Below are 23,802 nucleotides of genomic sequence, written 5' to 3'. Positions count from 1 at the left end.
GGCGCAGGGATTGCGCCGCAAGTGGTTGATCTGCGAGGATTTTTGCTGCAATGCAAGGTCGCGTCGGTTTCCACTACACTATCCCACGGCCATCGCCTTTGATGGCGACCACTTTTGAACCACTACTCCATCTGGAGCGATATCCCATGAGCACCATCGAAGAACGCGTCAAGAAAATCGTCATCGAACAGCTTGGCGTCAAGGAAGAAGAAGTCACCAACAGCGCATCGTTCGTCGATGACCTGGGCGCTGACTCGCTGGACACCGTCGAGCTGGTGATGGCGCTGGAAGAAGAGTTCGAGTGCGAGATCCCGGACGAAGAAGCCGAGAAGATCAGCACCGTGCAGGCTGCGATCACCTACATCACGGCCCACGTCAAGGCCTGATGCAGGACGTCAGTGCGCGCGCCGGCGTTGAGCTCGCCGCGCACGACACCCCATGGGGCCGCTGTTTGCGGCCCCGTGTGTTTGCGCACCACACCGAAGTAAACCGCGTTACCCGCAAAGAACGTTCGGGTCAGGAGAATCAGCAATGAAGCGTCGCGTCGTCGTAACCGGCCTGGGTATGGTCTCGCCGTTGGGCAATGATCTGGCCAGCAGCTGGGAAGGCATCACCCACGGTCGTTCGGGCATCGGTCCGCTGACCAACGTTTCTGATGCCTACCTGGATCGGTTCACCACCAAGATTGCAGGTGAGGTCAAGGGCTTTGACATCACCGCCGACAACGAACTGTTCGGCAAGTACCGGGTCAGCGGCAAGGATGCCAAGAAGATGGACCCGTTCATCCATTACGGCCTCGGTGCCGCCTTCATGGCCCTGCATGATTCGGGCCTGGAGATCACCGACGCCAACGCCGACCGCATTGGCGCCATCGTTGGCGCCGGCATCGGCGGCCTGCTCGGCATCGAAGAGCAGACCATCGAGTTCCACGAGGGGAAGAAGATCTCTCCCTTCTACGTGCCCAAGACCATCATCAACATGCTGCCGGGCCAGCTGAGCATCATCAGCGGCCTGAAGGGCCCGTCGTTCTCGGCGGTCTCGGCGTGCGCCACCTCCAACCATTCCATCGGCACCGCCATGCGCATGATCCAGTACGGTGATGCGGACGTGATGGTGGCCGGCGGTGCCGAACGCGGTTCCTCGCCGACGGCGCTGGGCGGCTTCTGCGCGATGAAGGCGATGAGCACCCGCAATGATGCTCCGGAACAGGCCTCGCGCCCGTGGGACAAGGACCGTGACGGCTTCGTGCTGGGCGACGGCGCCGGCATCCTGATCCTGGAAGAGTACGAGCACGCCAAGGCACGTGGCGCGAAGATCTACTGCGAACTGGCCGGTTTCGGCGCCAGCTCCGACGCGTACCACATGACAGCGCCGAGCGAAAACGGCGAAGGCGCTGCGCGCTGCATGGCCATGGCCATGAAGGACGCCGGCGTCACCCCGGAACAGGTCGGCTACCTCAACGCACATGGCACCTCGACCCCGCTGGGCGACCTCGGCGAGACCATGGCGATGAAGACCGCCTTCGGCGACCACGCCTACAAGATGATGGTCAGCTCCACCAAGTCGATGACCGGCCACCTGCTCGGCGCTGCCGGCGGCGTGGAAGCGATCTTCTCGGTGCTGGCAATGCGCGACAACGTGATTCCGCCGACCATCAACCTGCAGCAGCCGGGCGAAGGCTGCGATCTGGACTACGTGCCCAACGAGGCACGCCAGGCCAAGGTCGACGTGGTGATGTCCAATGGCTTCGGCTTCGGCGGCACCAACGGCACGCTGATCTTCAGGCGCGTCTGATCGCACCGGTAGCGTCGAGCCAGGCTTGACTCCGCCAACCACGAGGCCGCCGCAAGGCGGCTTCCGTGTATCCGTCTCCCGAACTGGCCGCCATGACTCACGCCCCTCTGATCCACCCGCTGCCGCACCCGATCGACCTGCTGGCGCTGCAGGAGCGCGACGCAGCGCGTTTCCCGCTGCTGATGGAGTCCACCGCCTCGGGTACCGCCCAGGGCCGCTGGAGCCTGCTGCTGGCCGCGCAGGGCGATACCCTGCAGCTGGATGCCGATGGCCAGGTGCGCGACCAGCACGGTGCGCTGCAGCCCGGCAGTTTCCTGCAGGCGCTGGACCGTGCATGGCAGGCAGCGCGCCTACCGCATGACGGCGGCCACGCGCTGCCGTTCCGCGGTGGCTGGGCGCTGATGCTTGACTACGAAGTGGCCAGCCAGGTCGAGCCGGTGCTGCCGGCACGTGCGCGCGATGATGGCCGGCCGACGGCGCTCGCCCTGCGTTGCCCGGCCGCTGTACTGCACGACCACGATACCGAGAGCAGCTTCCTGGTGGCCGAGGCGGGTGAGCAGGCGCTGCTGGACACGCTGGTCGCGTTGGTTGCGGGCGAACTACCGCAGGCCGGGCAGGGCTGGCAGCCGCCGCAGTCGGTCAGCGAAGACGAACCGCAGCGCTTCACCGATGGCGTGCGCCGGGTGATCGAGTACCTGCGCGCCGGCGACGTGTTCCAGGTGAACCTGTCGCGGCGCTGGAGCGCGCGCTTCGCAGCGCCGGTCAGTCCGCAGGCGCTGTATGCGCAGCTGCGGCGCGCCAATCCGGCGCCGTTCGCCGGCCTGTTCAGCGCTCACGGCCGGCATGTGGTCAGCTCGTCGCCGGAACGGCTGGTATCGGTGCATGGCGGCCACGCGCAGACCCGCCCGATCGCCGGTACCCGCCCGCGCTTCGAGGGCGACGACGATGCCGCGCGTATCCAGGAGCTGGTCGGCCACCCCAAGGAGCGCGCCGAGCACGTGATGCTGATCGACCTGGAGCGCAACGACCTGGGTCGTATCTGCCTGCCCGGCACGGTTGTCGTGGACGAGTTGATGACCGTGGAAAGCTACGCTCACGTGCACCACATCGTCAGCAACGTCAGCGGCCACCTGCGCACGGAAGTCACCCCGGGCGACGTGATCGCCGCCACCTTCCCAGGCGGCACCATCACCGGCTGCCCGAAGGTACGCTGCATGCAGATCATCAGCGAGCTGGAGCAGGTGCCGCGCGGTGCGTACACCGGTGCGTTCGGCTGGCTGAACCGCGATGGCGACCTGGACCTGAACATTCTGATCCGCACCGCTGAAGTGGATGGCAACGTGGTCAGCTTCCGCACCGGTGCCGGCATCGTGGTCGACTCGGATCCGGACAAGGAGCTGGACGAAACCCGCGCCAAGGCCCGCGGCCTGCTGCGGGCGCTGGGCCAGCAGGGCTGATCGAGTGCCGCCGCCGGGCATGGCCCGGCGCTACCGGGCCCGGTGGGTGCCGACCGTTGGTCGGCACGGACGCGTGGCTCCGGTCATGACCCCGCGCCACCCGGCACGGTATCCTGCACGACGGAATCGAGTTCAGAGGTAGTCCATGGCGGGAGCCAAGCGCGGGTGTCTGTTCGTGGTAACGCTGCTGGTGGTGCTGGCGGCCATCGTGGCCGGCGCGGGCGCGTGGTTCTTCTACAAGCAGAACCAGTTTGCCGACGTGCCGTTGACCCCCAGTGCGGACAGCGTGGTCATCGCCAGTGGCGATGGCATGAACAGCGTGCTGCGCAAGCTGCGCGAGGCCGGCGTGGACGAGGGCCAGGACACCCAGTGGCAGCTGCTGGCACGCCAGCTCGATGCGGCCGGCAAGCTGAAGGTGGGTGAGTACGCACTGAGCAAGGACCTGACCCCGCGCGAACTGCTGCTGCGCATGCGCGCAGGCAAGGTGCTGCAGCACCGCGTCACCATCATCGAAGGCTGGAACATCCGCCAGCTGCGCGCTGCGCTGAAGCGCGCCGATCCGCTGCTGCACACCACCGATACCCTCGATGACGCAGCGCTGATGGATCGCCTCGGGTTCGCCGGCCAGCATCCGGAAGGCCGCTTCCTGCCGGAAACCTACGTCTACCAGCGCGGCGACAGCGACCTGGACGTGCTCAAGCGCGCCCACGGCGCGATGGAGAAGGCGTTGGACGAAGCCTGGGAAAGCCGTGCGCCGGATCTGCCGATCAACACGCCGTACGAGCTGCTGACGATGGCCTCGATCATCGAAAAGGAAACCGCGCTGGCCAGCGAGCGGCCTCAGATTGCCGGCGTGTTCATGCGCCGCCTGAAGATCGGCATGCGCCTGCAGACCGACCCGACCGTGATCTACGGCATCGGCGCGGCGTACGACGGCAACATCCGCCGCCGTGACCTGACCACCGATACGCCCTACAACACCTACACCCGGTCTGGCCTGACCCCGACCCCGATCGCCATGCCCAGCCGCGACGCGCTGATGGCCGCTGCGCAACCGGCGCCGGGCGATGCGCTGTACTTCGTCGCCGTGGGCGATGGCAGTGGCGCACATGTGTTCTCGCCCAGCCTGGACAAACACAACGCCGCCGTAGCCCGCTACCTGCAGCAGCTGCGCCAGCAACGCACCCAGGAGACCCCGGCGCAATGAGTTCCGCGCTGCTTCGCCATCCCCGTTTCGTCAGCCTGGAAGGCGGCGAGGGCGCGGGCAAGACCACGGCCATCAATGCCATCCGCGAGTGCCTGCGCCGCCACGGCCATGAAGTCGTACTGACCCGCGAACCCGGTGGCACGCCGCTGGCCGAGCGCATCCGCGGGCTGGTGCTGAAGCCCGATGCCGAGATCGCTGCCGAACCGCTCAGCGCCGAGGCAGAGCTGCTGCTGGTGTTCGCCGCACGCGCGCAGCATGTGCGCCAGGTGATCCGGCCGGCGCTGCAGCGCGGCGCCTACGTGCTCAGCGATCGCTTCACCGATTCCAGCTACGCCTACCAGGGCGGGGGCCGCGGCCTGGACCCGCAGTGGATTGCCGACCTGGAGCGCCGCGCCGTCGGCCTGCTGCCCGGTCTGACCCTGCTGCTGGATGTGGATGTGGCCGTCGGTCGCGCGCGCGCCAACGGCCGCGATCTGTGGCCAGACCGTATTGAAAGCGAGCAGGACGATTTCTTCCAGCGCGTGCGCGAAGTGTTCCGCAGCCGCGCACAGCAGGACCCGCAGCGCTTTGCGCTGGTCGATGCCGGGCAGGTGCAGGAGCGCGTGGCCGCCGATGTGGTTGCGCATGTCGAGCGCTGGTTGCAGGAGGGGCATGGCGCATGAGTACGTTTTCGCCCTGGCAGCAGCGCGCGTTTGACCAGACCGTGGCCGCGTTGGATGCGGATCGGTTGGGCCATGGCCTGCTGATCTGTGGCCCGGCCGGTTTGGGCAAGCGTGAGGTGGCCCTTGCGCTGGCCGACCACGTGCTGGCACGCGGCGATGCCACGCACGCCACCCGCACCCGTCAGCTGATTGCGGCCGGCACGCACCCCGACCTGCAGCTGATCAGCTTCATTCCGAACAAGAGCGGCGACAAGCTGCGCACCGAGATCGTCATCGAGCAGGTGCGCGAGATCACCAACAAGCTGGCGCTGACCCCGCAGTACGGCGTGGCGCAGGTGGTGATCGTCGACCCGGCCGATGCCATCAACCGTTCGGCCGCCAACGCGCTGCTGAAGACCCTGGAAGAGCCGCAGCCGGGCCGTTACCTGTGGTTGATAAGCAGTGACCCGGCGCGCCTGCCGCAGACCGTGCGCAGCCGCTGCCAGCGCCTGGAATTCAAGTTGCCACCGCGCGAGGAAGCGCTGGCCTGGCTGCAGCAGCAAGGCCATAGCGAGTCGGCCGCGCGCGAGGCGCTGGATGCAGCGCGCGGCCATCCCGGGCAGGCCGACAACTGGCTGCGCGAAGATGGCCTGAGCCTGCGCCGCGACGTCGGCCGCGAGCTGGAACAGCTGGCCGCCGGCAAGACCGGTGCAGTGGAGCTGGCGCAGAAGTGGTGCGCCGATGACAACGCGGCGCTGCGCTTGCGCTTCGCCGCTGACCTGGCGCTGGCGCAGGCCAGCACCGATGCCTTGACCACGCCGGAGCGATTGCACAAGCTTGCAGCCTGGTTCGATGCGGCCAACCGTACCCGCGACCTGCTGCGCACCACCGTGCGTGCAGACCTTGCGGTTGTCGAGTTGCTGCTGGCCTGGAACAAGGTGAACGAGCGGCCTGCCGCAAGGGGAAATCGATGAGTGCCAGCAACGCCCGCCAGGGCATCCTGTCCCTGGCCGTGAAGGACAAAGCCGCGCTGTACAGCGCCTACATGCCGTTCGTGAAGAATGGCGGCATCTTCGTGCCCACGCCCAAGCGCTACTTCCTGGGCGATGAGGTGTTCCTGCTGCTGACCCTGCCCGATTCCAGCGAGCGCCTGCCGGTGGCCGGCAAGGTGATCTGGGTGACCCCGGCCGGCGCGCAGGGCAATCGCGTGGCCGGCATCGGCGTGCAGCTGGCCGACGGGCAGGAAGGCGAGACCGTGCGGCACAAGATCGAGACGATCCTGGCCGGCCTGACCGGTTCGGACAAGCCGACCCATACGATGTGATGGGTGCGGATCGCGCTTCCCGGTAGAGCCGGGCCATGCCTGGCTGGTTGGGCAAATGGGCCGGGAAACACGATGTGAAAAGGTGTTGACGCCCTGAAAAACCGCCCTATAATGAGCGGCTCAGCAACACACCGGGCGGTTAGCTCAGCGGTAGAGCATTGCCTTCACACGGCAAGGGTCACAGGTTCGATCCCTGTACCGCCCACCATGTTGCAGAACGAAAAAAGCCTCCAGCGATGGGGGCTTTTTTGTTGCCCGTGCTTCATCCGGGTCTCCATCCCCGAGTGCCTTCGCATCGCCGAGGCTTGTCTGCACGACACGTACGATCGGGCGTGCGGCCAGGAGCAGATCGTTTCGAGGGAAGCTACCGATCTGCTGGACGGTAGACCCGTACACAGGTGCATGCTCTGCCTGCGCTGTTCCGGCGCCCTTGGCGGGCGTAGTCTCAGGCCATTGCTGTGCACCTCCCATCCTTGGAGTACCGCCATGCCGCTCGCCCGCATCGATCTTCGCAAAGGTAAATCCGTCGAGTACCGCCAGCGTGTCGGCGAAGCGATCTACCAGGCCATGCGCGCAGTAGGCGTGCCGGAAAACGATCGCTTCCAGATTTTCCAGGAGCATGACGCCGGCACGCTTGTGTTCGATCCGGGATACCTGGGGATCGCCCGCAGCGATGACTTCATCTGCATCCAGATCACCTGGAATGAAAGGCGCACACTGGAGCAGAAGAAGGCGCTGTATCTCGGTATTGCCGATGGCCTGCACGCGGCGGTGGGTATCCGCCGCGAGGATGTGTTCATCAACCTTGTGGAAGTGAAGCGGGAGAACTGGTCGTTCGGTAATGGGGTGGCGCAGTACGTGAGTTGAAGTGCGAGGAGCATCCACGCATGGCGTGGATCTACTGCGAATCGGGCAGGGGATGTGAAGCCAATCCACGCATGGCGTGGATCTACACTTCGCTGCCCACCTGCGGGCTCTGCTTCACCGCTGCGTTGCTGGCGGCCTTCACTGATTCGGCGCTGTTGGGTTGTTCGCACTCGATGCTGGTGCGATAACCATCACTACCGATGCTGTGCTCGGCGCGCTTGACCAGCCACTCGCCATCCACGCCATCGCGGAAGCCCTGCATGATCACCGTGGCCTCGGCCATCAATGTCTCGCGCCCCGGAAGGCTGTAGCTCAGTTTGCGCGTCTGCCGCGCCTGTTCGCGGTGCTTGGCGCGGGCGGCGGCTTCGGCGCTTTCGCGGTCGGCATAGGCCATGCGCAGGCGCACGATCGGCTCGCCGGTGCCCACCTTCACTTCCTGGCGCTGCGCGCCACGCACGTCGCGGTAGTAGGCGATGGTGGTGCCGGCATCGTCGCGCGTGGTGATGGTTACCTTGTAGCTGCTGCCGTCGGCCGGTGTGAGGGTTACAGGAGGGATGCCGTCGCCGCTGGCGCTGGTGGAGTCGCCACGCGTGACGAACATCAGTCGACCGCCGCCTGGCTTGGCGATTGCGTCGTGCTGCTTGGACAGGCGCAGCAGCAGGTTCATGTCCGACTCCTGCGACTGTACGGTCAATGGCAGCACCACCGATGCCAATGAACGACTCACCGCCGCGATGAGACCGTGTTCGGCTGCCATCCGCGTGACCATGTCGCCGATCGTGGTACCCTTTTTCCACGTGCGCGTCTTCTGCGTCTGCAGATCGTTCTTGCCGCCCTTGCTGGCTTCGAACGGTGCCGCATGCGCTCGCAGGGTCATGCTGCCGGGATAGCCTGAAATCTCCAGCTCATTGCAGATGTACAGACCCATGCGGCGCACTTGGCCGTCATAGCCGATGAAGGCTTCCAGTTCTGCACCCACCGGCGGCAGTTGGATCGGATCGTCCGGATCGTGATCGGCCAACTGCAGCTCCAGCGTGTCCGAGCTGTTGCCGGTTTCGTCGGTAATGCGCATCGACTTGAACCGTGACATCACCTTGTCGGTGATGTCCTGGCTGTTGGCGACCACGCGGAATGCGGGTTCGATTCCTAGTTCCACAGCGAGATTCCTTTTCGTTCATCGGCCGGGCGCTGTACGTCGGGCAGGGTGATGGCGATGGAGGTTGACAACACCGGGCCGCGCGCGGCCAGACCCGGGTTGGCATCGAACACCGCGCGCAGGATCGCCGGCGATTGTTCGCCATAGTGCGCGTAGGCAATGCGGTCAACGACATCGCCGTCGCGGGTGTTATACGTTCGTGCCATCGCTGTGCTTCCGGAGAGTGAGTGTGAAGTCCTGCTTCTGGATCTGGCTGTCGACGGTGAACTCGCTGGAGGTGACATCGATTTTCTCGATGACCCACAGGCCCAGGTTGCCACCCTTGCCGGTCAGCAGGCGCTGCGGTTTTCCCTGGCTGGCCAGCTTGCGCAGTTGCGACATCTCGTTGCCGGCGCCACGGAACAGCGGGTAGACAATGCCTGGCAGTGTCATGGTGGCCGAGCCCGGGCCGGTGTACTGCAGTGCAGCCATCTGCCCGACGCGATCCTGGGCCTGCCAGCGGAAATCGTTGGACTGCTGGATCTGCTGGAACACAGCCGTATTGAGGCTGAACTTGAAGCCGCCCAGCATCAGCAGTACCGGTGCGTTGCCAGAGTCATTGCTTTTGAACTGCGACAGCAGCTTGTCTACTGCGCCGGTTACAAACTCGCGCTTCATGCTTAGTTCCTGTCTCCCAGAGTGGCGCGGGCCTGCACGGCCTGCTGGTGCTGCAGGGCGTTGGCGGTCCGCCGTGCCAAGGCCTCGCTGGATTCGCCCGGTTGCTGGTGGATGGTGATGTTGTTGGTCTGTTGCTGCTGCACAGTGGCGGGCGCGCGTGCGGTGGAAGAGGCAGGCATCGGCGGTGCGGTGCGGCCCTGGGACGGCGCGGGCAATCCAGGTGCACGGCGCTCCACGACGGCGCTGTGCAAGCCACCTACGGCAAAGCGCACGGGTGGCATCGCGACCTTGCCATCCCTGACGGCGGCGTAGCCAGCGGCTGCGCCGTTGGCCGCACCCACCGCCATGCGAGCACCATCCACGGCTTTCTCTTTGGCCATGCCAAGGACGCCACCGACCTTGTCCATCACTCCGCCGACGAAGGTCATCAGCGGTGCCAGCTCGGCCATGATGTAGCCGATGGCTGCAGTGGCCTTTTCGGAGATCCAGTCCCATACGCCGCCCAACGTAACGGAGATGAATCCAGCGACCGTACCGATTGCATCACCGAGGAGGGAGATGGCTTCAACCACAACCCCGACGACCTGGATGACCAGACGGAAATTGGCCAGCAATGCCGTGCCCACCAGCGAGCCGATCTCCGCGACGCGCGAAAGTTCGTTGCCGGTGTACTGCGCAGGAGCCAGCATCCTGGAAAGCCAGTCCCATGCCTGGCTCAACAGCCCGCCGACCGCTTCCCATGCCGGACGCAACGGTTCCACGGCACGCATCAGTTCATCCATGGCGGCGGAACCTGCGCCGCTGAGGCCATCCCAGACGCCACCGAGGAAAGCCTTGATGGGCTCCCAGTACTTGCGCACCAGCAGTGCGCCGGCGGTGATGGCGGCGATGGCCACGGTGATCGGACCACCTCCGATGGCGCCCACGGCGGTGGCGACCACGCGGAAGCCCGACGCCAGGCGCATGGCAGTGGGGCCGAACTGTCCCATCTGCGCCAGCAGGCTGCCGCCGCGGACCAGCTCGAAGGCCTTCTGCACCGCCAGGATCGGGCCCTGCAGGAACGTCCAGGCGTAGCGCACGCCGAGCACAGCGGTGCGCATGCCCATCAAGCCGACCACGACCTGGGTGGTATTGGCGATCAGCTTCGGGTTCTCCTGCACGAACGACGCAACGCCGTTCAGCAGTTCGGTCAGCTTCACGGCCGCTTCGCCCACCGCTGGCAACAGCGCGGCACCGAAGGCCTTGGACAGGTTGTCCACGGCGATCTTCGCGCCTTCGATCTTCTCTGGATCGGTCTGGATCTTCGCTGCGAAGCCGGCATCGGTGGTACCTGCCGATGCGTACAGTGCCTTGTCGCGGACGCGGGTGTACTCGTCCCAGTTCTGGATCATCGGGCGCACGAAGTTCTGCGCCTGCGCATCGCCGAACAGCTTGCCGATCTTTGCCTGATCGCCCGCGGTAGCCTGGATGATGCCCTGCATTGCTGCGTCGAACGGGTTGCCGCCGCTGCTCTGCGCCTCGCTGATGATCCTGCGCAGGTCCAGCTTGAAGCCCTTCTTGGCGCGGGCCTGCAGGTCGGGTGAGAGGATGCTGGCCATGAAGCGCTGCATGTTGCCGGCGGCTTCGTCGGCGCCGGTGGTTCCCTGCCGGGCGACGTCCAGTGCAGCGCCCATGGTGGCCGCGGCCGCGTTGCCGTGCATCTGCAGCGATTGGAAGGCGCTGCCCAGCACAGGCAACGCGCCGGCCATGTCCTTCAGGCCCACGCCGCCATCCTTGCCGGCCACAATCAGCACATCCAGCGCCGACTGCAGGCCGCTGGCATCGATCTTCAGCGCCTGCTGCAGGCCGGAGGCGGCCAGGCTGACATCTTCGATGCTCTCGCCGGTGGCGGTGGTGGTGCGTCCGATTGCCCCGAGGCTGGCCTGTGCGGTCTGTGCATCGAGACCGGCGCCGACCAGCTGGCTGATGGCACGCTGCAGTTCGCCGGCGCCCTGGTAGGTGCGGCTGGACTCGGCCAGGATGGTCTCGCCCAGCGCCTTGACCTGCGCGCGGGTCAGGTTGGCGGCGGCGCCGATGGCCTGGTTGCCGCTCGCGAATTCAGCGGCATTTTCCACCGGCTTGGCCAGCGTGCTGATCGCGCTGCCGAGCATGCCGCGCGCATCGCCGAAGGCCGAACCCAGCTTCTCGCGCTTCTCCAGATTCGCGGTGCGCTTGTCTTCGATCCGCTGCAGCGCCTCCTGGGAAGCGCGCAACGCATCGGCCTCGGCGCGCATGCGGGTGAACGCGTTGCTCTGCCTGCCCATCACGCTCAGCTTGCGCTCGAGCTTGTCGGCTTCATCGCCGAGGCGCTTCAGGCCATCGTTGCTGAAGGCCAATGCGTCCTGCAACGACCGGGAAACCGAGCCGCCGATCGTGATCGTTGTCGTTTGAACGTTACTCGCCATGTACCGGCAATCCCTGTATCCACCAGATGAACTTCGACACCCGCAGCGTCATGATCTCGCGCAGGCTCCAGCCGGTGTGGCCGGCCAGGGCGAGCGCTCCCTGCCTGATCTGCGGCAGGGTCAGGTGGTAAAAAGCGCGACGCCGGCCTGCAGGCGGGCGTAGTCGCGCAGCGGCATCTTTCGCACGTCATCCGGTGCGATCTCGCACAGGTTGGCGATCATGCGTACTTCGCGCTGGGCGTCAGTGCCTTTGTCGTCCTGGTAGCGCTCCATGTCTTCCACGGTCGGTTCGCGCATGCGCAGCACGGCGGTGTCCACGCCATTGACCTGGCGCGGGCGGGAAAGGGTGATTTCGGCATAGCCGTCGCGTTCGATGACGGTGTCGGCGCTGGTCTTGGTCTTGCTGGACATGGATGTGTTCCCGGATGTCGATGGAGATGCGGTGGATCCGGGGGCGCTGTGCGCCCCCGTGTACGTCGAAGCGGTGCCGGGGATCAGATGCCCAGGGCGCCGCGGATGCCGGCCAGTGCGTCCACGCCGCCCTGGCGGGCGATCATGTTGGTCACGTCGATCTCCTGCACGACCTGCACGCCATGGGTCAGCTTGTAGTAGCTCAGTGCCAGGGAGACCTTGACCGTGCCCTTCTCGCCGACCTTGGTTTCGCCGCGGTCGAGGGTCTTCACCTTGCCGCGCATGTTGTGCACGACCGAGGTGACCGAGCCATCGTCGGCTTCCAGCGCCTCGCGGGCGGTGAAGCCGTACTCCTTGCTCTCGATGACGTGGAACTTGGACATGATCTCCGCGTCATCGGAAGCGAAGGTAACCTCGGCGGTCAGCTTGTCGTGGCCGAGTACGATCTCGGTCGGGGCGAGCATGCCGCCGGCCTGGAAGTCCTCGGTCTTCAGCGACAGCTTCGGGGCGGTGAAGGACATCACGCTGCCGGCAAAGCCCTTGCCGTCGACGTAGAAGTTGAAGTTCTTGCGGATCTTGCGCGCCATGCTTAGAAGATCTCCGAGACGTAGTTGTTGTTCATGTGCATGCGGAAGGTCAGCTGCTCACCCGGATAGGTCGGGGTGAAGTCGAAGTCCCAGTAGAAGCGGCCCTGGGCCACGCTGTCCGCTGCGTTCAGTTCGGGGTCGATCCAGCAGTTGCCACCGAGGATCGCGCCCTGCGTCTTCAGGTCACGCAGGAAGGCATTGACGCCCTCACGCACGTCATCGACGTAGGTCTTGCTGATGCCGCGGTCGACGGCCCACAGGTGGGCAGCCTCCAGGCTGTCAGCGATGATGTCGGCGGTGCGCACCACGCACAGGAACTGCCATTTCGGATCGATGCTGGCGGTGCGGTTGCCCCACAGGCGGAAGCCACCTTCGCGGATGATGGTCGCCACGTTGGCCTGGTTCAGCAGGTTGGCGCGGCTGGTCGCATCGGACAGGCCGAAGTCGATCGCACGTGCCGTGCCGACGATGCCGTACAGCTCCTGGTTGGACGGCGACGCCCACCAGCCGCGTTCGTTGTCGCTGCGTGCGATGGCGCCGGCCACGGCACCCGAGGCGTAGCGGCTGATGATCGCTTCACCCTGCTGCACCAGTACGGCCGGGTCGACCACGTAAACGCGCTTGGAGCCGGTCAGTGCGGTGCTGGTCTTGGCGGCATCATCGTTGCTGTTCGGGCCATCCTTGATGATGATCGCGCGCAGCTTGTCAGCGATGCCGAGCAGCTCGGCGACGACCGGGTTGGCCAGCACGGTGTCCGGGCTGGCCGGGTCGGCCGGGTGCACGTGGGTGAAGCCCGGTGCCAGCAGGATGCGCGGCTTCACGCCGACGATGGACTTGGCCGCGAGCAGTGCGTGCACGCCGGAGTACGCGCCGGTCTGTGCGTTCACGCCGCCCAGGACATTGGCCAGGGTGGCACTGTCGGAGGCGCCGCTCTCGACGCGGATCACGACCACGACCGCCGACGACTGGTCGAAGATCGCATCCAGTGCGCCCGGCAGGGTGCCGGCTTCGGTGCCGGGCTTGGCCGACAGCTTGGCCGCCTGCGACAGCGAGGTCACCAGGACGGGGGTGTTGATGGGGAATGCGTCGGCGTCAGCCAGCGGTGCGGTGCCGACGATGCCGATCACACTGGTGGATGCGACGGCGATCGAGCGGGCACCGGTGTCGATGTTGACGACCTGTACGCCATGGAGAAAATCGGTCATTCGGAGAGGTTCCTCGGTGTGGTGGTGTGCCTGCAGATGCAGGCGACGTGTATATCTTCGGAAAAGGCGACGGCGGCGATAATTGCAGCCGTGGCCCGGTAATCGATCAGACCCAGCCGGAAGCGCTGACGCTGGCGCTGAAGGTGGAGACCTGCGCGTTGCCCCCGGCACGGCGCAGGTGGACGCTGATGCTGGTGGAAGCACTTTCAAAGCTGGTGGACTTGGCGGGTACGCTGATGGACACGCCTGCCGAGCGCGACGTCGACAGCGATGCGAAGGTCGGCGCACTGGTGCTGAAGTACGCCGCTCCCTGGTTGCTCACGCTGAACTGCACGTCGTACTCGGAAGCGTTGGCACCGGCCGGAAGCCAACGACCGGAGGCGACGACGGTGTTGCTGTTGTTGCCACCACCAGTGGCACTTCGTCGAATGCTGTAGTTGCCGTCGTTCAGCATGTCGATCGAGACCGATGCCGATGCAGAGCCGGTCGAGTTGGTCTTGGCACCGTTGCCTGATGAATAGCCCTGCCCATGGAACGGCAGGCGATAGCTCGCGCTGCCGCGTGCCGCCCACAGGTTCGAAACGTCCATGCCGCCGATGCGGTAGCCGACGTCGGCACGCTTGCTGCCGTACTGGATGTGGGCGTAACGGCGGCTTAGGTCGGTGCCGCCAAGGATGAATCCGGAGTCGGTGGCGAACGGACCTTCCACGTACGAGTCAAACAGGTCGTCCAGGTCAACATTGCCCGATGAATATCCACTGGCCATATCAAACGGCCGCCTTGATTGATCGGACTTCGGCCGCAAGCTGCTGGATGGCACGCACCAGGACCGGAATCAGCTGGGCATCCTGAACTGACGGAACCTTCTCTCCGCGATAGTCGATGGAACTTTCGTACACGGCCTCAGGAATGATTTCTGCGAGCTGTTCGGCAATCATGAAGAGCCGACGCCTTTCGTCCTTCACGAAGTCGCTGTTGTATTGACCGAAGAACGTCTGGATCTTTTCGACTTCGGCCAGGCCATAGGTAAGCGGAGCCAGCGGACGGTCTGATTTCAGCTTGCGAGATGATGGCCTGTTGAAGCCCGCAGGTGCCTCGACAACGCCGGACTTCGAGAGCCAGAAGGACTGGCCGTAGCCGGCGAAGGTGAAGACACGATCGCCATCGGACGCATCACCATGGAAATCGATATAGCCCTGTGTGGTGGAGTCGACCTCACGGAACAGCCGCCAACGTGCGGACGACCAGCCATTTCCACCATTGACGGTACGCAACAGCGTAGCTTTCATGCCGTCCACGTTTCCACCATGTGGAATGGCGCAATGGAGCGCTGTCTGGCTGTTCCACAGACCGGTTCCCAAGCTGGGAGCAGCGATGGTGGTGTAACCGACAGCACCATCTATCGTCAGCTTGGACTTGCCGTTTCCTGCCAACAGCGAGATCGATCCATTTGCGTTCCGGTTCACCAGGAACCCGTTGCGATCGGTTCCCGTGTTGAGGCCTGCACCGATTTCGATGTTCGCAACATCCATATTGTCGTCATACAACGCAATGCGGCCGCCGGCATTTCCACGCATTCTCAGTGGACCACTCATGTCGCCGCCGGTGGTGTTGATCTTCGTGGCCGGGTCGAAGTTGCCGCTCGTCCAGATCGAGCCGCCAGCATTCAGCGTGGCGGTGTAGCCACCCGCCGAATTGGCGAAGGTGAAATTCGGGCCGTTCTTGAAAAGGTACGAACTGGCGTCGCCCAGGACCAGTACGCCATCATTGGCGACACCGTTCCAGCCATACGAACGCAGCGAATTTCCATTCACCGCGACATGGCCGGTGAACGTTCCTCCGGACTTGTCCATCTTGGCTTCCGGCGCGAAATTGCCGGCATGCCACATCGCGGAGCCGTTCCAACGCGGGGTATCGCCGTGCTTGATGGTGATCTCACTGCTGGCCGCGCGATCATTGCTCCATACCCGCCACAGGCCCGCGTTCGCCCAGCCGCCGATGAACGATTGCTCTGCACCCTGGGCGCCAAAGCCCACCAGCGGATACGTTCCGCCGACAAACTGCTGGTCGGTGAAGCTGTTCGTGCCCTTGGATGCCTTGCCGTCCAAAGCAGTCTGCAAACCGGTCACATCGGCGATGACATGCTTGTGCCCGACCGTGGCGAAGTCACCCGCCAGGGCGAATGCCGATGCGTGCTTGCCGTCCAGGGTGTCAGCGTCCAGGCCGTTGCCGTGGCCGGCGTCCTTCAATGCAGCGCCCTTCAGCTCCAGCGCGGTGCGTGCGGCGGCCGTGGTTGCGGCAGACAGCAGCGTCCTGGCCAGCGCCGTCGGTGCAGCAGCGCCAAAGCGCTTGTCGGTGAATGCACGCAGGCCACGCGGGGTCACCGCGCGCTGGGTGTCGGCCGCGTCTTCTGCCTCGGTGCTGGTGGCCAGCTCGACCACACCCAGCACCTCGGTGGTGGCCGGCGGGTAGATGAACTCAGCGTTGCCGAACTGGATCTGCGTGATGTCCACTTCGGTGAAGCGTGCATCCGTGGCCAGCAACAGCATCGAGGCCGCCGACTTCTCCATGATCGGATCGGCCTGGCCATAAGTGGCGAACAGCGTGCCATCGGCCAGGTACAGGCCGAAACCGCGCAACGAGTAGGCCGTCGTGCTGTCGTCGCGGATGGTCACGTGCAGCGTGTCATCGCCCACGGCCTGGCCGCCGAAGGTGGCGACACGTTTGATCTCGCCTGGCAGCGCGGTCAGTCCGGCCGAAGGCGTGAACGCGGTGGACGTCAGGCCGATCTGGGTAACCAGAATGGCATTGGTGCCGGTATTCGGCGGATTGACCAGCTTTGCGAAGCCGGCGTCGGTGATTTTCAAGCGCATGCGGGGTTTACTCTCCGATCAGTTGGATGCGGCGGAAGGCCGTGGCGTGTGCGGCTGCAAGCGCGCCGATTGCTGCGTCGGCCTGCATGCCCTGGGTGAAGGTGAAATGCGAGCGCACCGGCTTGGTGCGGGTGATCTCACCGATGACGTCGTCGACGAACATCGCGGTGGCCGAGGTGCCGCCCTGGTTGGCGATGGTCATCACCGCTTCGAAGGTGTGCGGCGGCCCCTTCGGCTGCAGCTGCCACCATTCGCGGATCAGTACCGAACCGCCGAACGCTGCCACCACGTCGCGGACGCTGCCGGCCGTGCCCTTGCGGCGCTGGATGGCGATTGCCGCGCGTACCCGCGCGCGTTTCACCGGTTCGGGCCAGTACGCCTTCCATTCGTCCACCGAGAGCGCCCAGGCCAGCCAGGGCAGCAACGCGGCCGGGCAGCGATCGGCATCCCACAGGGCGGTGATGTCGACCGGCAGCGGGCGGGCAACAATCGCCCGCGACAGTGCGCGCTCGGCGTGGGTGGCATTGGGCGGCAGCAGGTTGGCCGATGAGGGCACCCGGACCTGTGCGTCGCCGTCGATGATCACGCCAGGTGCAGGCGCGGCTGCGAGGGTGACCACGCCGCCGTTGATGGAAGCATCGTCCAGGCGTCGGCGTCCCTGCCCATCGGTGCGATACACCGCCTGCACCGTTGCCAGCATGCCGCCGGGATGACGGAACACCTGGTTCTTCCCATCAACCGCGCCACGCAGACGCGCATTGACCAGCCGCGTCGCGAGGTCACTCATCGTTGCCACCGTGGGCCAGCGTCACCGCGGTGCAGTACGTGGCCTGGGTGCGGTCCACCACTACGTCCGCAGCGGGGCTGTCGATCACCACGCGCTGTACGCCTTCGGCATGCAATGCGGCGAACAACCCGGAGCGGGTCACGTCACGGCCGAGTCGATGCGATTCGACGATGTAGCGGTCCAGGCGTGTGCGCGCTTCTGCCAACACGACCTGCGAATCCGGGCCGGCGAAGGTGTACAGCGTGGCGGCGACGGCGTAGTTGATGATGCTCGCCGGCTTCACCAGCACGTGATCGGTCAGCGGGCGCACGTCATCCGCGCTCAGCTTCGCCTCGACCACATCGAGCAGGCCCTGGGTAGCAGTGCCGTCGGCTTCGCGCGAGAGCACCGACACCACCACCTCACCCGGCGTGCTGCTGGTGGCGCTGGCGTCCAGCACACGCGGATCCGCGCTCAGTGCATGGAATACATAGGCGCCCTCCGGCCCCGCAACGCTGAAGCCTTCCGGGCCAAGCTGGATGCGGCGACGGAAGTCCTCGTCGTTCTCGTAGCGGGGAAGGATGCCCTCCTGTGGCTTGCCCGGATCAAGTACCAGGCGAGCAATGCCGAAGATCGCCGCGAGCTGATCGAGGTCGCTGCCCACGGCGTAGGCCAGCATCACGCCGCGCGCGGCATCGTTGACGCGCTGTCGGTCGAGCAGGCGCAGGTAGGTGCAGACTTCAAGGATCTTGAAGGCGGGATCCGACGGCAGCAGCGCGTCGAACGTGGGGTCCAGCGCCTGCAATGCCGTCAGTGATTCATCGAACATGGCTTCGAAATCGAGCACTTCGATGACCGCCGGGGCCGGCAGCTGGGAGAGATTGACACTGGTGAACGAGCCGGATGCCACGGTTAGCGAACCTCGATTCCTTCGATGGTGATGGCCTCGCCGTCCGGCAGGTGGATCCCGGTCACTGCCAGGATCATCACGCCGGGGGCGGGGAGGGAGACGTCGACGTTCTCGACGTGCAGTCGCGGTTCCCATCGCGCGAGTGCGTCGACGGTGGCCGCGATCAGGTCCATGCGCAGCGAGCGGTTGGTGGGCGCATCGATCAGTTCGAAGATGCGCGAGCCGTACTCGCGGCGCAGTACCCGGGAGCCAAGGGGCGTGGTGAGAACGTCACGCACGGATTGGTGCAGATGGGCCAGCCCATCCAGTGATTTGCCGGTGTTGGCGTCGATTCCTCGCATGGTCTCTATCGTCGTGGAGTACGGTTTTTCAGGGCATTGCAGCGATGGCCCATCACGGCTGTGCCGGTGTGGTCGGGGCAGTCGGGCCTTGGGCGGTGTGTTTGTGTGCCTTCAGGCTGATGGCACCGGCCTTGATGTCTGCCGAGGTACTGATGTCCTTGCCTGCTGTGATTGCACCGGTGACGTCCAGGTCGCCGGTGGCCTTGATCGACGGTGTGTCGAGCAGCACCGATTCGCTGGCATGTACTTCTGCGCTGGCGCAGTTGACGATGACCTTGCCGGTGCCGACGCTGATGGTCAGCGTGGTGGTTTCGCGGTCGTACTCGACGAGGCTGCCGTCGGCGTACTGCGTGCGCTGCAGCAGGCGCGCATCGGCCGGTGCGGGAAAACGATCCTGGTACAGGCTGCCCAGCACCACGGCCTGGCCGGGGTCGCCATACGGGCAGGCCAGCACCACCTGTTCACCGGGCTCCGGTGCGCACCAGCTGCGCATGCCTGGTCCGGCACGGCGTTCCAGCCAGGGAATCCAGTCGGTGAGCATCCCGTCGGCGTCGACGCGCACGCGGCTTTCGGCTTCATCGAGTTCGCGCACGACGCCGATCATCAACAGGTTGCCGATCAAACGAGCGTGTTCAGCGCTCATGGCGTGTTCTCGGCAAGCGGTTGGTAGCGGGGCTCGTGTGCCTGGCCGATCTCCGGTGAGAAGCTGTAGGAGGCCTGTGGAACGACGCCATCGGTGTCCTCCCAGGCGTTGCCGCCGAGCGCGACGGGCAGTGACCATTCAACGACCCAGGTGCGCAGATCGGGCTGTGCCGCTGCGGCATCCTCGGGCAGCGCCGCGATCACCCCGATCGCGCCACTTGGCACTCCGGGAAAGCGGCCGAGCTGATGCAGCCAGGTGGTCAGGGCTACAGCAGCCCTGCGCAGCTGCAGAGCAGAGCCGGCTGCGGCGGACTGCACGGAGATGCGAGCTTCGAACCGCAGCACGGCCTGCAGTTGGCCGGTGCCGTCATCGCTGTCCTTGCCACGGTCGCATCGGGTCATGGCCAGCAGGCAGGCGGGCGTGGGCAGGGCGCCGGTGTTGGCGTCGCGATAGAACTCTACGGTCGCGAAGTCCGCGAACTGTGTCCGGATCGCCGCTTCAATGGCGGCGTGAAGCGCGTCGAGGATGGTGGAGGAAGTGTCGGTTGCCATGTCAGCTCATGCGATGAATGGAAGGAAGAACGCGGCTGGCCGCGGCACGCGTTTTCTGCATGCAGTGTTGCCATCGCCAAGGGCGCGGGGCATTGCACGCGTGGCCGCGACTGGCGCGATCAGCGCGGGTGCGGTGGGTGATCGCGGGTGTTGCCTGCCGGCGTGCAGCCAGCAGGCGCCAGCGGTGGTGCACCATTGACGGTGAAGCCTTGCTGGCTGCCGAGGCTGCACAGCAGCGCGCGCATCTGATCGGCCAGTTCGTGATACTGGCGCGCGACGGCAACGTGGTTGCGCAGCAGCGCGTCATCGTCGGCGGTCTGTAGATCGGGCAGTTCCTGCGGCGCACGCAGTTGTGCCGGTGCAATGCTGAGATCAGGGAGGAAGAGGGCGGCCGGCATTGGCTTCGCGCCAGATGCGCACGAACTCAGCATCAGCATCGCCACGGTCGCGGACAGAATTCTTGGCATGGGTGTCGATGTCCTGTTGCAGCGTGTTGAACTGCCGGGTGCGCGCGGACTGCGTGACCAGGCGCTGTGATTCAGCGCGTACGCCGGCCTGTGTGTTGGTGTGGGCCTGCTGGCGTGCGGCATGCGCTGCGTCCGCTCGTGCCGTCTGCTGCGTGACCTGCACGCTGGCGGCGGCGAGATCCGCGCTGCGATCGCGGAACGCCCAGCCCAGCCAGGCGCAGCTCGCGTGGCTGGCAAGCAGTCCCAGCAGCACGATGCGCAGCCTCAGCGGCATCGGCATCACTGCATGCGCCCGCCAGCGGCGCGATAGGCGGCGCGCAGCGTTTCCAGTGCATGCTCCTTCTGCCCGTAACCGGCGCCCGGCAGCGAGGCCCAGATGCGCCGCGCGGCGGCGACAGCGGCATCGAAGCGGCCCAGACGGATCAGATCGTAGGCGCCGCACTGCTTGAGCAGTGCCACCGCTGCGCGGTCCTGCGAGACCGGGCCGAAGTCCGGCAGGTCCAGGCGTGCACGCAGGTCGTCCCAGGTGCTGCGCAGGAACTGGTAGCGGCCGGCGGCGCTGGACTTGATTCCGTAACGTGGCAGCGACACCAGTACGCGCGGGTGGTCGCGCTGGTCATTGAACAGCTGGCCACCGACGATCACGTCGTAGCCGCGATTGCGGGAGCGCTGGCTGGGAATGTCGGTGCCTTCGGATACGGCCAGCATGTCCAGGAACGCGGCCACGTTGGCGCCACCGAGGGCGCTGGCTGCGGCGGCGGTCATGCGGCTGCTCCCGACCGTTTGCGCACCAGGTCCAGCAGCGCATCAATCTGCACGCTCTGCTGCGCGATCTGTGCGCGCAGGGCGCTGACTTCACCGCGCAGCTGGCCGATCTCCTGGGCCATGGCCTCGCGTTCGTGCATCAGTCCATCGGCACGCGTACGCTCGGCAGCCAGCTGTTCCTGCAGGGTGCGCAGGGTGTTGCTGGTGGCTTCATCGGCGGTGCGGTCGACCTTGGCCGACGACAACCATTGCCGCAGCCACAATGAAACGGCGATCAGTACCCCGGAGGTGCCGCCGAGGTACTTCGCCCAGTCCGGCACGCCGGCCAGAAGGTCGGTCTCGTTCATGCGCGCGCGTATCCCTTCAGCAGGGCAGGATGGACGGCCGGGACCGGGGTGGAGCGGGCACCGCGGACGGCGCGCTTGATGGTGGTCTGCGATACGCCGAACTCCTGCGCGATGTGCTCGCGGGGCATGCCGCTGGCCACGGCCCGGGCGATCTGCTCGCGGCGCTCATGTGCACTGGCGGCGAAGCAGGACGCCGGGAACAGCAGTTCGCCTCCGAAGTGCGCGACCAGGCGCTGCGCCACGTCCCGGCCGAGAATGTCGATCAGCCGATGCTGATCGGGCAGGGTGGCGGGGACGTAGACGATGACGCGGTGGCGTCCCGTGCTGCTGGTGGTTGTTGGCGGCCATGCACGCACCAGCGTGAGGGCTGCGGTTTCGCCGATGACCTCGGCAAGGGTCTGGATGCTGTCGGGCAGGGCGTTCATGGCAAGGTTGGGCAGTGGCATTGGTATCCACTGTTGCCATCCCGCGAGATCAGTCAACACCTTTCATCTACTTCAAGTGTCGCCCACTGAAGGCGTTCAGATGCCTGCGTGAGGACCACCGAGGACGTGCATGCGCCGGCTAGCGATGCGCATGCTTTGCTACCCCGTGTTGCCTATGGTTCTGCTGGTTCTCCAGTACTCCTCGTCCTCATCTGCTGGAAACAACGACAGGACAAGGGGAGACGGCAGGTACAGGGTGAGGACGGCCAAGGGGGCGATCCTCGTGCCGGGTGCACCGGGCCCTGAAACGAAGAAGCCCCGGACGATGCCGGGGCTTCAGGACTGCTGGTGGTGCTGGATCAAAGGTCGAACACCAGGTTGCCGCCGGTCTTGCGCGGGATGTAGCCGGCATCACGCAGCCAGCGGGCTGCATTGACCTGGTCCATGCGCTTGACCGGGAAACGGTTGGCGAACATCAGGAAGCGTGCCACGGTGATCGACTCGCCCTTGCCCTTGAGCGCAGCCAGCGTTTCGATGAACCACGGTGCAGGGGGCTGCTGGTTGCCTGGGCGGGCGGCGGTACGCGCCTGCTTGGCGGCAGCGGCTTCGGGCTGGGCGTTGGCCAGCGAGCACAGTGAAATGAAGATCGCATCCAGACTCACGATGTCCTTGCCACCCTTGGGCTGCGACTTGAACAACGCGATGGCCTTCTGGCGTGTCGACGTGAACTGTTCGACCTCCATGACATTTCCTCTCTGCGAAAGCGGTTGGGGATGCAGGGTGACGGCAGGTGCCGTCGTTGATGGGGGACGACCTTACATCATTTTCGCCGATGATGGGCCGGAACCTGCGTTGCGGATGAAAAAGGGGAGGGCTTGGGCGTGCCGCGGGCGCGGTTGCTGCAGAGCGCTCAGACCACACCACGGCACATCAACTGGTCCAGTGCAACGCGCACCAGATCAGCCGGGCTGCGGTCGTTGTGCAGCTCGATATCGACCAGCGTGGCAGGCAGCGGCTGGCCACCGGCCTGCAGGTCGATGCCGTCGCAGCCTGGACGGGTGATGCGGATCACAACGCCACCCTGGCGGCGGATGGCGCGGGCCTCTTCAGTGGAATGGACATCGGGAACCAGGCCGCCGTCGGGCAGGCGCGAGAACAACGAGCGTATCCATAGCTCCGGATGGACGTGCTCGCGCGTCCCTTCGGTGCTGGCACCTTGCCGCAGACGGGCAGCGAAGCTGTCGCAGGGCAGCGCAAGCGCAGAGGCCAACCCATTGGCGAGGGTGTCCTTGCCCACGCCCTTGCCACCGGCGATGCCGATATACAGCGGTGGCCGCGTCAACGGCGGGGATCGTAGCGGTGCGCTCCCAAAGGCGGAACCGTAGCGGAACGCGGCCAGTGTGTCGGCAAACATGCGCTGGCTGCTGTCGAGCGAGGCGGGGATCATGCGGTATCTACTCCTGGGGGAATGCGCAGGCGCGGCGGCAGTCAGCAATCGCTGCCCGTGCTGCTGCGGGTGCGCAGGATGCGCTGGGTGATGCGGCCACCGCGTGCGGCGGCGGCGATGGGGTCGAAGCACAGCATGGCCGTGGACGTGCGGCGGCCCGCAGCGAGGTGGTCGCGGATGGTCCGCTGGGACAGAACGGGTACGCGCTGATGTATCTGCTGCACGGTCAGCTGTTCGCCCTCGAAGGCGTGCAGGCGGGCGCGAGGCATGGCTGGGCTCCTGGAAGGTGGCATGGCCGTTACCCGCATCTTGCCTTTGTAGACGCCTCCAGTCAACACCTTTCATCTACTTGCGTCTCATTTTGGGGGGCAGGGGCTGTTGCCTCCCAGATCCGCAGCGCAGCTGCTGCCAGTCGATCGCGTTCGGCCGGGCCACGTGCCGCAAGCACGCGCTGGAGGTACTGCTGGCGATGCCGGCGGGGGCCAATCCTGATCCAGTGTCCGCGCGCGTCGATGCA

Annotated in this window: 30 protein-coding genes and 1 tRNA gene; 9 read left to right on the top strand and 22 right to left on the bottom strand. The window is 65.7% G+C overall.

All coding sequences use genetic code 11. The annotated features are described in order from the left end of the window. The first annotated feature begins 146 nt into the window (after positions 1-146). The 9 genes from acpP (at position 147) to HUT07_RS14890 (ending at position 7,290) form a co-directional block, all read left to right on the top strand. Positions 147-386: an acyl carrier protein gene (acpP, locus tag HUT07_RS14930; RefSeq protein WP_025874077.1), complete on the top strand. Its 240-nt coding sequence runs from the start codon at positions 147-149 to the stop codon at positions 384-386. Positions 387-531: 145 nt separating this feature from the next. Continuing rightward, on the top strand, positions 532-1,794 hold the full coding sequence (gene fabF, locus HUT07_RS14925) for a beta-ketoacyl-ACP synthase II (protein WP_176021588.1): 1,263 nt from the start codon (positions 532-534) through the stop codon (positions 1,792-1,794). A 92-nt stretch (positions 1,795-1,886) separates the two neighbouring features. Continuing rightward, entirely contained in the window at positions 1,887-3,251 is a 1,365-nt protein-coding gene (locus HUT07_RS14920) for an aminodeoxychorismate synthase component I (protein WP_176021587.1), read from the top strand. Between the two features lie 145 nt (positions 3,252-3,396). After that, a complete protein-coding gene (gene mltG, locus HUT07_RS14915; RefSeq protein ID WP_176021586.1) occupies positions 3,397-4,458 on the top strand; it encodes an endolytic transglycosylase MltG in 1,062 nt (353 codons plus the stop codon). After that, positions 4,455-5,120 carry a dTMP kinase gene (tmk, locus tag HUT07_RS14910; protein WP_176021585.1) on the top strand — a complete coding sequence of 222 codons (666 nt, stop codon included), beginning with the start codon at positions 4,455-4,457 and terminating at the stop codon, positions 5,118-5,120. Before mltG ends, tmk begins: the two co-directional genes overlap by 4 nt. After that, positions 5,117-6,073, top strand: a complete 957-nt coding sequence (locus HUT07_RS14905) for a DNA polymerase III subunit delta' (protein WP_176021584.1) — start codon at positions 5,117-5,119, stop codon at positions 6,071-6,073. The genes tmk and HUT07_RS14905 overlap by 4 nt, the downstream gene beginning before the upstream one ends. Beyond that, complete coding sequence (locus tag HUT07_RS14900) at positions 6,070-6,423, top strand: PilZ domain-containing protein (protein WP_089239172.1); 354 nt, start codon at positions 6,070-6,072, stop codon at positions 6,421-6,423. The genes HUT07_RS14905 and HUT07_RS14900 overlap by 4 nt, the downstream gene beginning before the upstream one ends. Positions 6,424-6,556: 133 nt before the next feature. Next, a tRNA-Val gene (locus tag HUT07_RS14895) sits at positions 6,557-6,631 on the top strand. Between the two features lie 278 nt (positions 6,632-6,909). Beyond that, complete coding sequence (locus HUT07_RS14890) at positions 6,910-7,290, top strand: tautomerase family protein (protein ID WP_176021583.1); 381 nt, start codon at positions 6,910-6,912, stop codon at positions 7,288-7,290. An 82-nt stretch (positions 7,291-7,372) separates the two neighbouring features. Here HUT07_RS14890 and HUT07_RS14885 read toward each other — a convergent pair whose 3' ends face one another. The 22 genes from HUT07_RS14885 to HUT07_RS14780 form a co-directional block, all read right to left on the bottom strand. Continuing rightward, the gene (locus tag HUT07_RS14885; protein ID WP_176021582.1) at positions 7,373-8,446 is read right to left on the bottom strand and encodes a contractile injection system protein, VgrG/Pvc8 family; all 1,074 of its coding nucleotides are present in this window, start codon (positions 8,444-8,446) and stop codon (positions 7,373-7,375) included. Beyond that, complete coding sequence (locus HUT07_RS14880; protein WP_176021581.1) at positions 8,437-8,652, bottom strand: tail protein X; 216 nt, start codon at positions 8,650-8,652, stop codon at positions 8,437-8,439. Before HUT07_RS14880 ends, HUT07_RS14885 begins: the two co-directional genes overlap by 10 nt. Beyond that, on the bottom strand, positions 8,636-9,103 hold the full coding sequence (locus tag HUT07_RS14875) for a phage tail protein (protein ID WP_089239182.1): 468 nt from the start codon (positions 9,101-9,103) through the stop codon (positions 8,636-8,638). The genes HUT07_RS14880 and HUT07_RS14875 overlap by 17 nt, the downstream gene beginning before the upstream one ends. A 2-nt stretch (positions 9,104-9,105) precedes the next feature. Then, positions 9,106-11,547 carry a phage tail tape measure protein gene (locus HUT07_RS14870; protein WP_176021580.1) on the bottom strand — a complete coding sequence of 814 codons (2,442 nt, stop codon included), beginning with the start codon at positions 11,545-11,547 and terminating at the stop codon, positions 9,106-9,108. A gap of 120 nt (positions 11,548-11,667) precedes the next feature. Beyond that, the gene (locus tag HUT07_RS14865; RefSeq protein WP_089239186.1) at positions 11,668-11,958 is read right to left on the bottom strand and encodes a phage tail assembly protein; all 291 of its coding nucleotides are present in this window, start codon (positions 11,956-11,958) and stop codon (positions 11,668-11,670) included. Between the two features lie 83 nt (positions 11,959-12,041). Further along, positions 12,042-12,545, bottom strand: coding sequence for a phage major tail tube protein (locus HUT07_RS14860; RefSeq protein WP_093817501.1), 504 nt, complete (start codon positions 12,543-12,545; stop codon positions 12,042-12,044). A 2-nt stretch (positions 12,546-12,547) separates the two neighbouring features. Then, positions 12,548-13,750: a phage tail sheath C-terminal domain-containing protein gene (locus tag HUT07_RS14855; RefSeq protein WP_176021579.1), complete on the bottom strand. Its 1,203-nt coding sequence runs from the start codon at positions 13,748-13,750 to the stop codon at positions 12,548-12,550. A gap of 106 nt (positions 13,751-13,856) precedes the next feature. Further along, the gene (locus HUT07_RS14850) at positions 13,857-14,516 is read right to left on the bottom strand and encodes a hypothetical protein (RefSeq protein ID WP_176021578.1); all 660 of its coding nucleotides are present in this window, start codon (positions 14,514-14,516) and stop codon (positions 13,857-13,859) included. 1 nt (position 14,517) lies between these two features. Further along, positions 14,518-16,623 carry a tail fiber domain-containing protein gene (locus tag HUT07_RS20475; protein ID WP_343203034.1) on the bottom strand — a complete coding sequence of 702 codons (2,106 nt, stop codon included), beginning with the start codon at positions 16,621-16,623 and terminating at the stop codon, positions 14,518-14,520. Between the two features lie 7 nt (positions 16,624-16,630). Beyond that, entirely contained in the window at positions 16,631-17,410 is a 780-nt protein-coding gene (locus HUT07_RS14840) for a phage tail protein I (protein WP_176021577.1), read from the bottom strand. Next, the gene (locus HUT07_RS14835; protein WP_176021576.1) at positions 17,403-18,299 is read right to left on the bottom strand and encodes a baseplate J/gp47 family protein; all 897 of its coding nucleotides are present in this window, start codon (positions 18,297-18,299) and stop codon (positions 17,403-17,405) included. The genes HUT07_RS14840 and HUT07_RS14835 overlap by 8 nt, the downstream gene beginning before the upstream one ends. 2 nt (positions 18,300-18,301) lie before the next feature. Next, on the bottom strand, positions 18,302-18,640 hold the full coding sequence (locus tag HUT07_RS14830; RefSeq protein ID WP_089239202.1) for a GPW/gp25 family protein: 339 nt from the start codon (positions 18,638-18,640) through the stop codon (positions 18,302-18,304). A gap of 52 nt (positions 18,641-18,692) precedes the next feature. Beyond that, positions 18,693-19,283: a phage baseplate assembly protein V gene (locus HUT07_RS14825; protein ID WP_176021575.1), complete on the bottom strand. Its 591-nt coding sequence runs from the start codon at positions 19,281-19,283 to the stop codon at positions 18,693-18,695. Next, entirely contained in the window at positions 19,280-19,834 is a 555-nt protein-coding gene (locus HUT07_RS14820; protein ID WP_176021574.1) for a hypothetical protein, read from the bottom strand. Before HUT07_RS14820 ends, HUT07_RS14825 begins: the two co-directional genes overlap by 4 nt. A gap of 119 nt (positions 19,835-19,953) precedes the next feature. Continuing rightward, positions 19,954-20,232, bottom strand: coding sequence for a hypothetical protein (locus tag HUT07_RS14815; protein ID WP_176021573.1), 279 nt, complete (start codon positions 20,230-20,232; stop codon positions 19,954-19,956). Then, a complete protein-coding gene (locus HUT07_RS14810; RefSeq protein ID WP_254898878.1) occupies positions 20,207-20,575 on the bottom strand; it encodes a hypothetical protein in 369 nt (122 codons plus the stop codon). The genes HUT07_RS14815 and HUT07_RS14810 overlap by 26 nt, the downstream gene beginning before the upstream one ends. A 5-nt stretch (positions 20,576-20,580) precedes the next feature. Beyond that, the gene (locus HUT07_RS14805; protein ID WP_176021571.1) at positions 20,581-21,066 is read right to left on the bottom strand and encodes a glycoside hydrolase family 104 protein; all 486 of its coding nucleotides are present in this window, start codon (positions 21,064-21,066) and stop codon (positions 20,581-20,583) included. After that, the gene (locus tag HUT07_RS14800; RefSeq protein WP_176021570.1) at positions 21,063-21,413 is read right to left on the bottom strand and encodes a hypothetical protein; all 351 of its coding nucleotides are present in this window, start codon (positions 21,411-21,413) and stop codon (positions 21,063-21,065) included. Before HUT07_RS14800 ends, HUT07_RS14805 begins: the two co-directional genes overlap by 4 nt. Beyond that, positions 21,410-21,838: a helix-turn-helix domain-containing protein gene (locus HUT07_RS14795; protein ID WP_254898877.1), complete on the bottom strand. Its 429-nt coding sequence runs from the start codon at positions 21,836-21,838 to the stop codon at positions 21,410-21,412. Before HUT07_RS14795 ends, HUT07_RS14800 begins: the two co-directional genes overlap by 4 nt. Before the next feature lie 359 nt (positions 21,839-22,197). Further along, positions 22,198-22,581: a hypothetical protein gene (locus HUT07_RS14790; protein ID WP_176021568.1), complete on the bottom strand. Its 384-nt coding sequence runs from the start codon at positions 22,579-22,581 to the stop codon at positions 22,198-22,200. Positions 22,582-22,748: 167 nt separating this feature from the next. Then, positions 22,749-23,285 carry a hypothetical protein gene (locus HUT07_RS14785; protein WP_176021567.1) on the bottom strand — a complete coding sequence of 179 codons (537 nt, stop codon included), beginning with the start codon at positions 23,283-23,285 and terminating at the stop codon, positions 22,749-22,751. Between the two features lie 41 nt (positions 23,286-23,326). Then, complete coding sequence (locus HUT07_RS14780) at positions 23,327-23,554, bottom strand: hypothetical protein (protein ID WP_176021566.1); 228 nt, start codon at positions 23,552-23,554, stop codon at positions 23,327-23,329. Positions 23,555-23,802 lie beyond the last annotated feature (248 nt).

This window comes from Stenotrophomonas sp. NA06056, assembly GCF_013364355.1.
Classification (GTDB): domain Bacteria; phylum Pseudomonadota; class Gammaproteobacteria; order Xanthomonadales; family Xanthomonadaceae; genus Stenotrophomonas.
Note: the sequence above shows the minus strand (reverse complement) of the source record. Positions and strands in the feature narration are given on the sequence as shown.

Coding starts and splice junctions, on each gene's coding strand:
- HUT07_RS14840 (WP_176021577.1), bottom strand. CDS start 17,410: ATGAGTGACCTCGCGACGCGGCTGGTCAATGCGCGTCTGCGTGGCGCG.
- HUT07_RS20475 (WP_343203034.1), bottom strand. CDS start 16,623: ATGCGCTTGAAAATCACCGACGCCGGCTTCGCAAAGCTGGTCAATCCG.
- HUT07_RS14790 (WP_176021568.1), bottom strand. CDS start 22,581: ATGGAGGTCGAACAGTTCACGTCGACACGCCAGAAGGCCATCGCGTTG.
- HUT07_RS14800 (WP_176021570.1), bottom strand. CDS start 21,413: ATGAACGAGACCGACCTTCTGGCCGGCGTGCCGGACTGGGCGAAGTAC.
- tmk (WP_176021585.1), top strand. CDS start 4,455: ATGAGTTCCGCGCTGCTTCGCCATCCCCGTTTCGTCAGCCTGGAAGGC.
- HUT07_RS14815 (WP_176021573.1), bottom strand. CDS start 20,232: ATGCCGGCCGCCCTCTTCCTCCCTGATCTCAGCATTGCACCGGCACAA.
- HUT07_RS14890 (WP_176021583.1), top strand. CDS start 6,910: ATGCCGCTCGCCCGCATCGATCTTCGCAAAGGTAAATCCGTCGAGTAC.
- HUT07_RS14855 (WP_176021579.1), bottom strand. CDS start 13,750: ATGACCGATTTTCTCCATGGCGTACAGGTCGTCAACATCGACACCGGT.
- HUT07_RS14920 (WP_176021587.1), top strand. CDS start 1,887: ATGACTCACGCCCCTCTGATCCACCCGCTGCCGCACCCGATCGACCTG.
- HUT07_RS14875 (WP_089239182.1), bottom strand. CDS start 9,103: ATGAAGCGCGAGTTTGTAACCGGCGCAGTAGACAAGCTGCTGTCGCAG.
- HUT07_RS14905 (WP_176021584.1), top strand. CDS start 5,117: ATGAGTACGTTTTCGCCCTGGCAGCAGCGCGCGTTTGACCAGACCGTG.
- HUT07_RS14805 (WP_176021571.1), bottom strand. CDS start 21,066: ATGACCGCCGCCGCAGCCAGCGCCCTCGGTGGCGCCAACGTGGCCGCG.
- HUT07_RS14880 (WP_176021581.1), bottom strand. CDS start 8,652: ATGGCACGAACGTATAACACCCGCGACGGCGATGTCGTTGACCGCATT.
- HUT07_RS14865 (WP_089239186.1), bottom strand. CDS start 11,958: ATGTCCAGCAAGACCAAGACCAGCGCCGACACCGTCATCGAACGCGAC.
- HUT07_RS14825 (WP_176021575.1), bottom strand. CDS start 19,283: ATGAGCGCTGAACACGCTCGTTTGATCGGCAACCTGTTGATGATCGGC.
- HUT07_RS14860 (WP_093817501.1), bottom strand. CDS start 12,545: ATGGCGCGCAAGATCCGCAAGAACTTCAACTTCTACGTCGACGGCAAG.
- HUT07_RS14830 (WP_089239202.1), bottom strand. CDS start 18,640: ATGCGAGGAATCGACGCCAACACCGGCAAATCACTGGATGGGCTGGCC.
- HUT07_RS14795 (WP_254898877.1), bottom strand. CDS start 21,838: ATGAACGCCCTGCCCGACAGCATCCAGACCCTTGCCGAGGTCATCGGC.
- HUT07_RS14780 (WP_176021566.1), bottom strand. CDS start 23,554: ATGCCTCGCGCCCGCCTGCACGCCTTCGAGGGCGAACAGCTGACCGTG.
- HUT07_RS14850 (WP_176021578.1), bottom strand. CDS start 14,516: ATGGCCAGTGGATATTCATCGGGCAATGTTGACCTGGACGACCTGTTT.
- HUT07_RS14900 (WP_089239172.1), top strand. CDS start 6,070: ATGAGTGCCAGCAACGCCCGCCAGGGCATCCTGTCCCTGGCCGTGAAG.
- HUT07_RS14820 (WP_176021574.1), bottom strand. CDS start 19,834: ATGGCAACCGACACTTCCTCCACCATCCTCGACGCGCTTCACGCCGCC.
- HUT07_RS14870 (WP_176021580.1), bottom strand. CDS start 11,547: ATGGCGAGTAACGTTCAAACGACAACGATCACGATCGGCGGCTCGGTT.
- acpP (WP_025874077.1), top strand. CDS start 147: ATGAGCACCATCGAAGAACGCGTCAAGAAAATCGTCATCGAACAGCTT.
- mltG (WP_176021586.1), top strand. CDS start 3,397: ATGGCGGGAGCCAAGCGCGGGTGTCTGTTCGTGGTAACGCTGCTGGTG.
- HUT07_RS14810 (WP_254898878.1), bottom strand. CDS start 20,575: ATGCCGCTGAGGCTGCGCATCGTGCTGCTGGGACTGCTTGCCAGCCAC.
- fabF (WP_176021588.1), top strand. CDS start 532: ATGAAGCGTCGCGTCGTCGTAACCGGCCTGGGTATGGTCTCGCCGTTG.
- HUT07_RS14785 (WP_176021567.1), bottom strand. CDS start 23,285: ATGATCCCCGCCTCGCTCGACAGCAGCCAGCGCATGTTTGCCGACACA.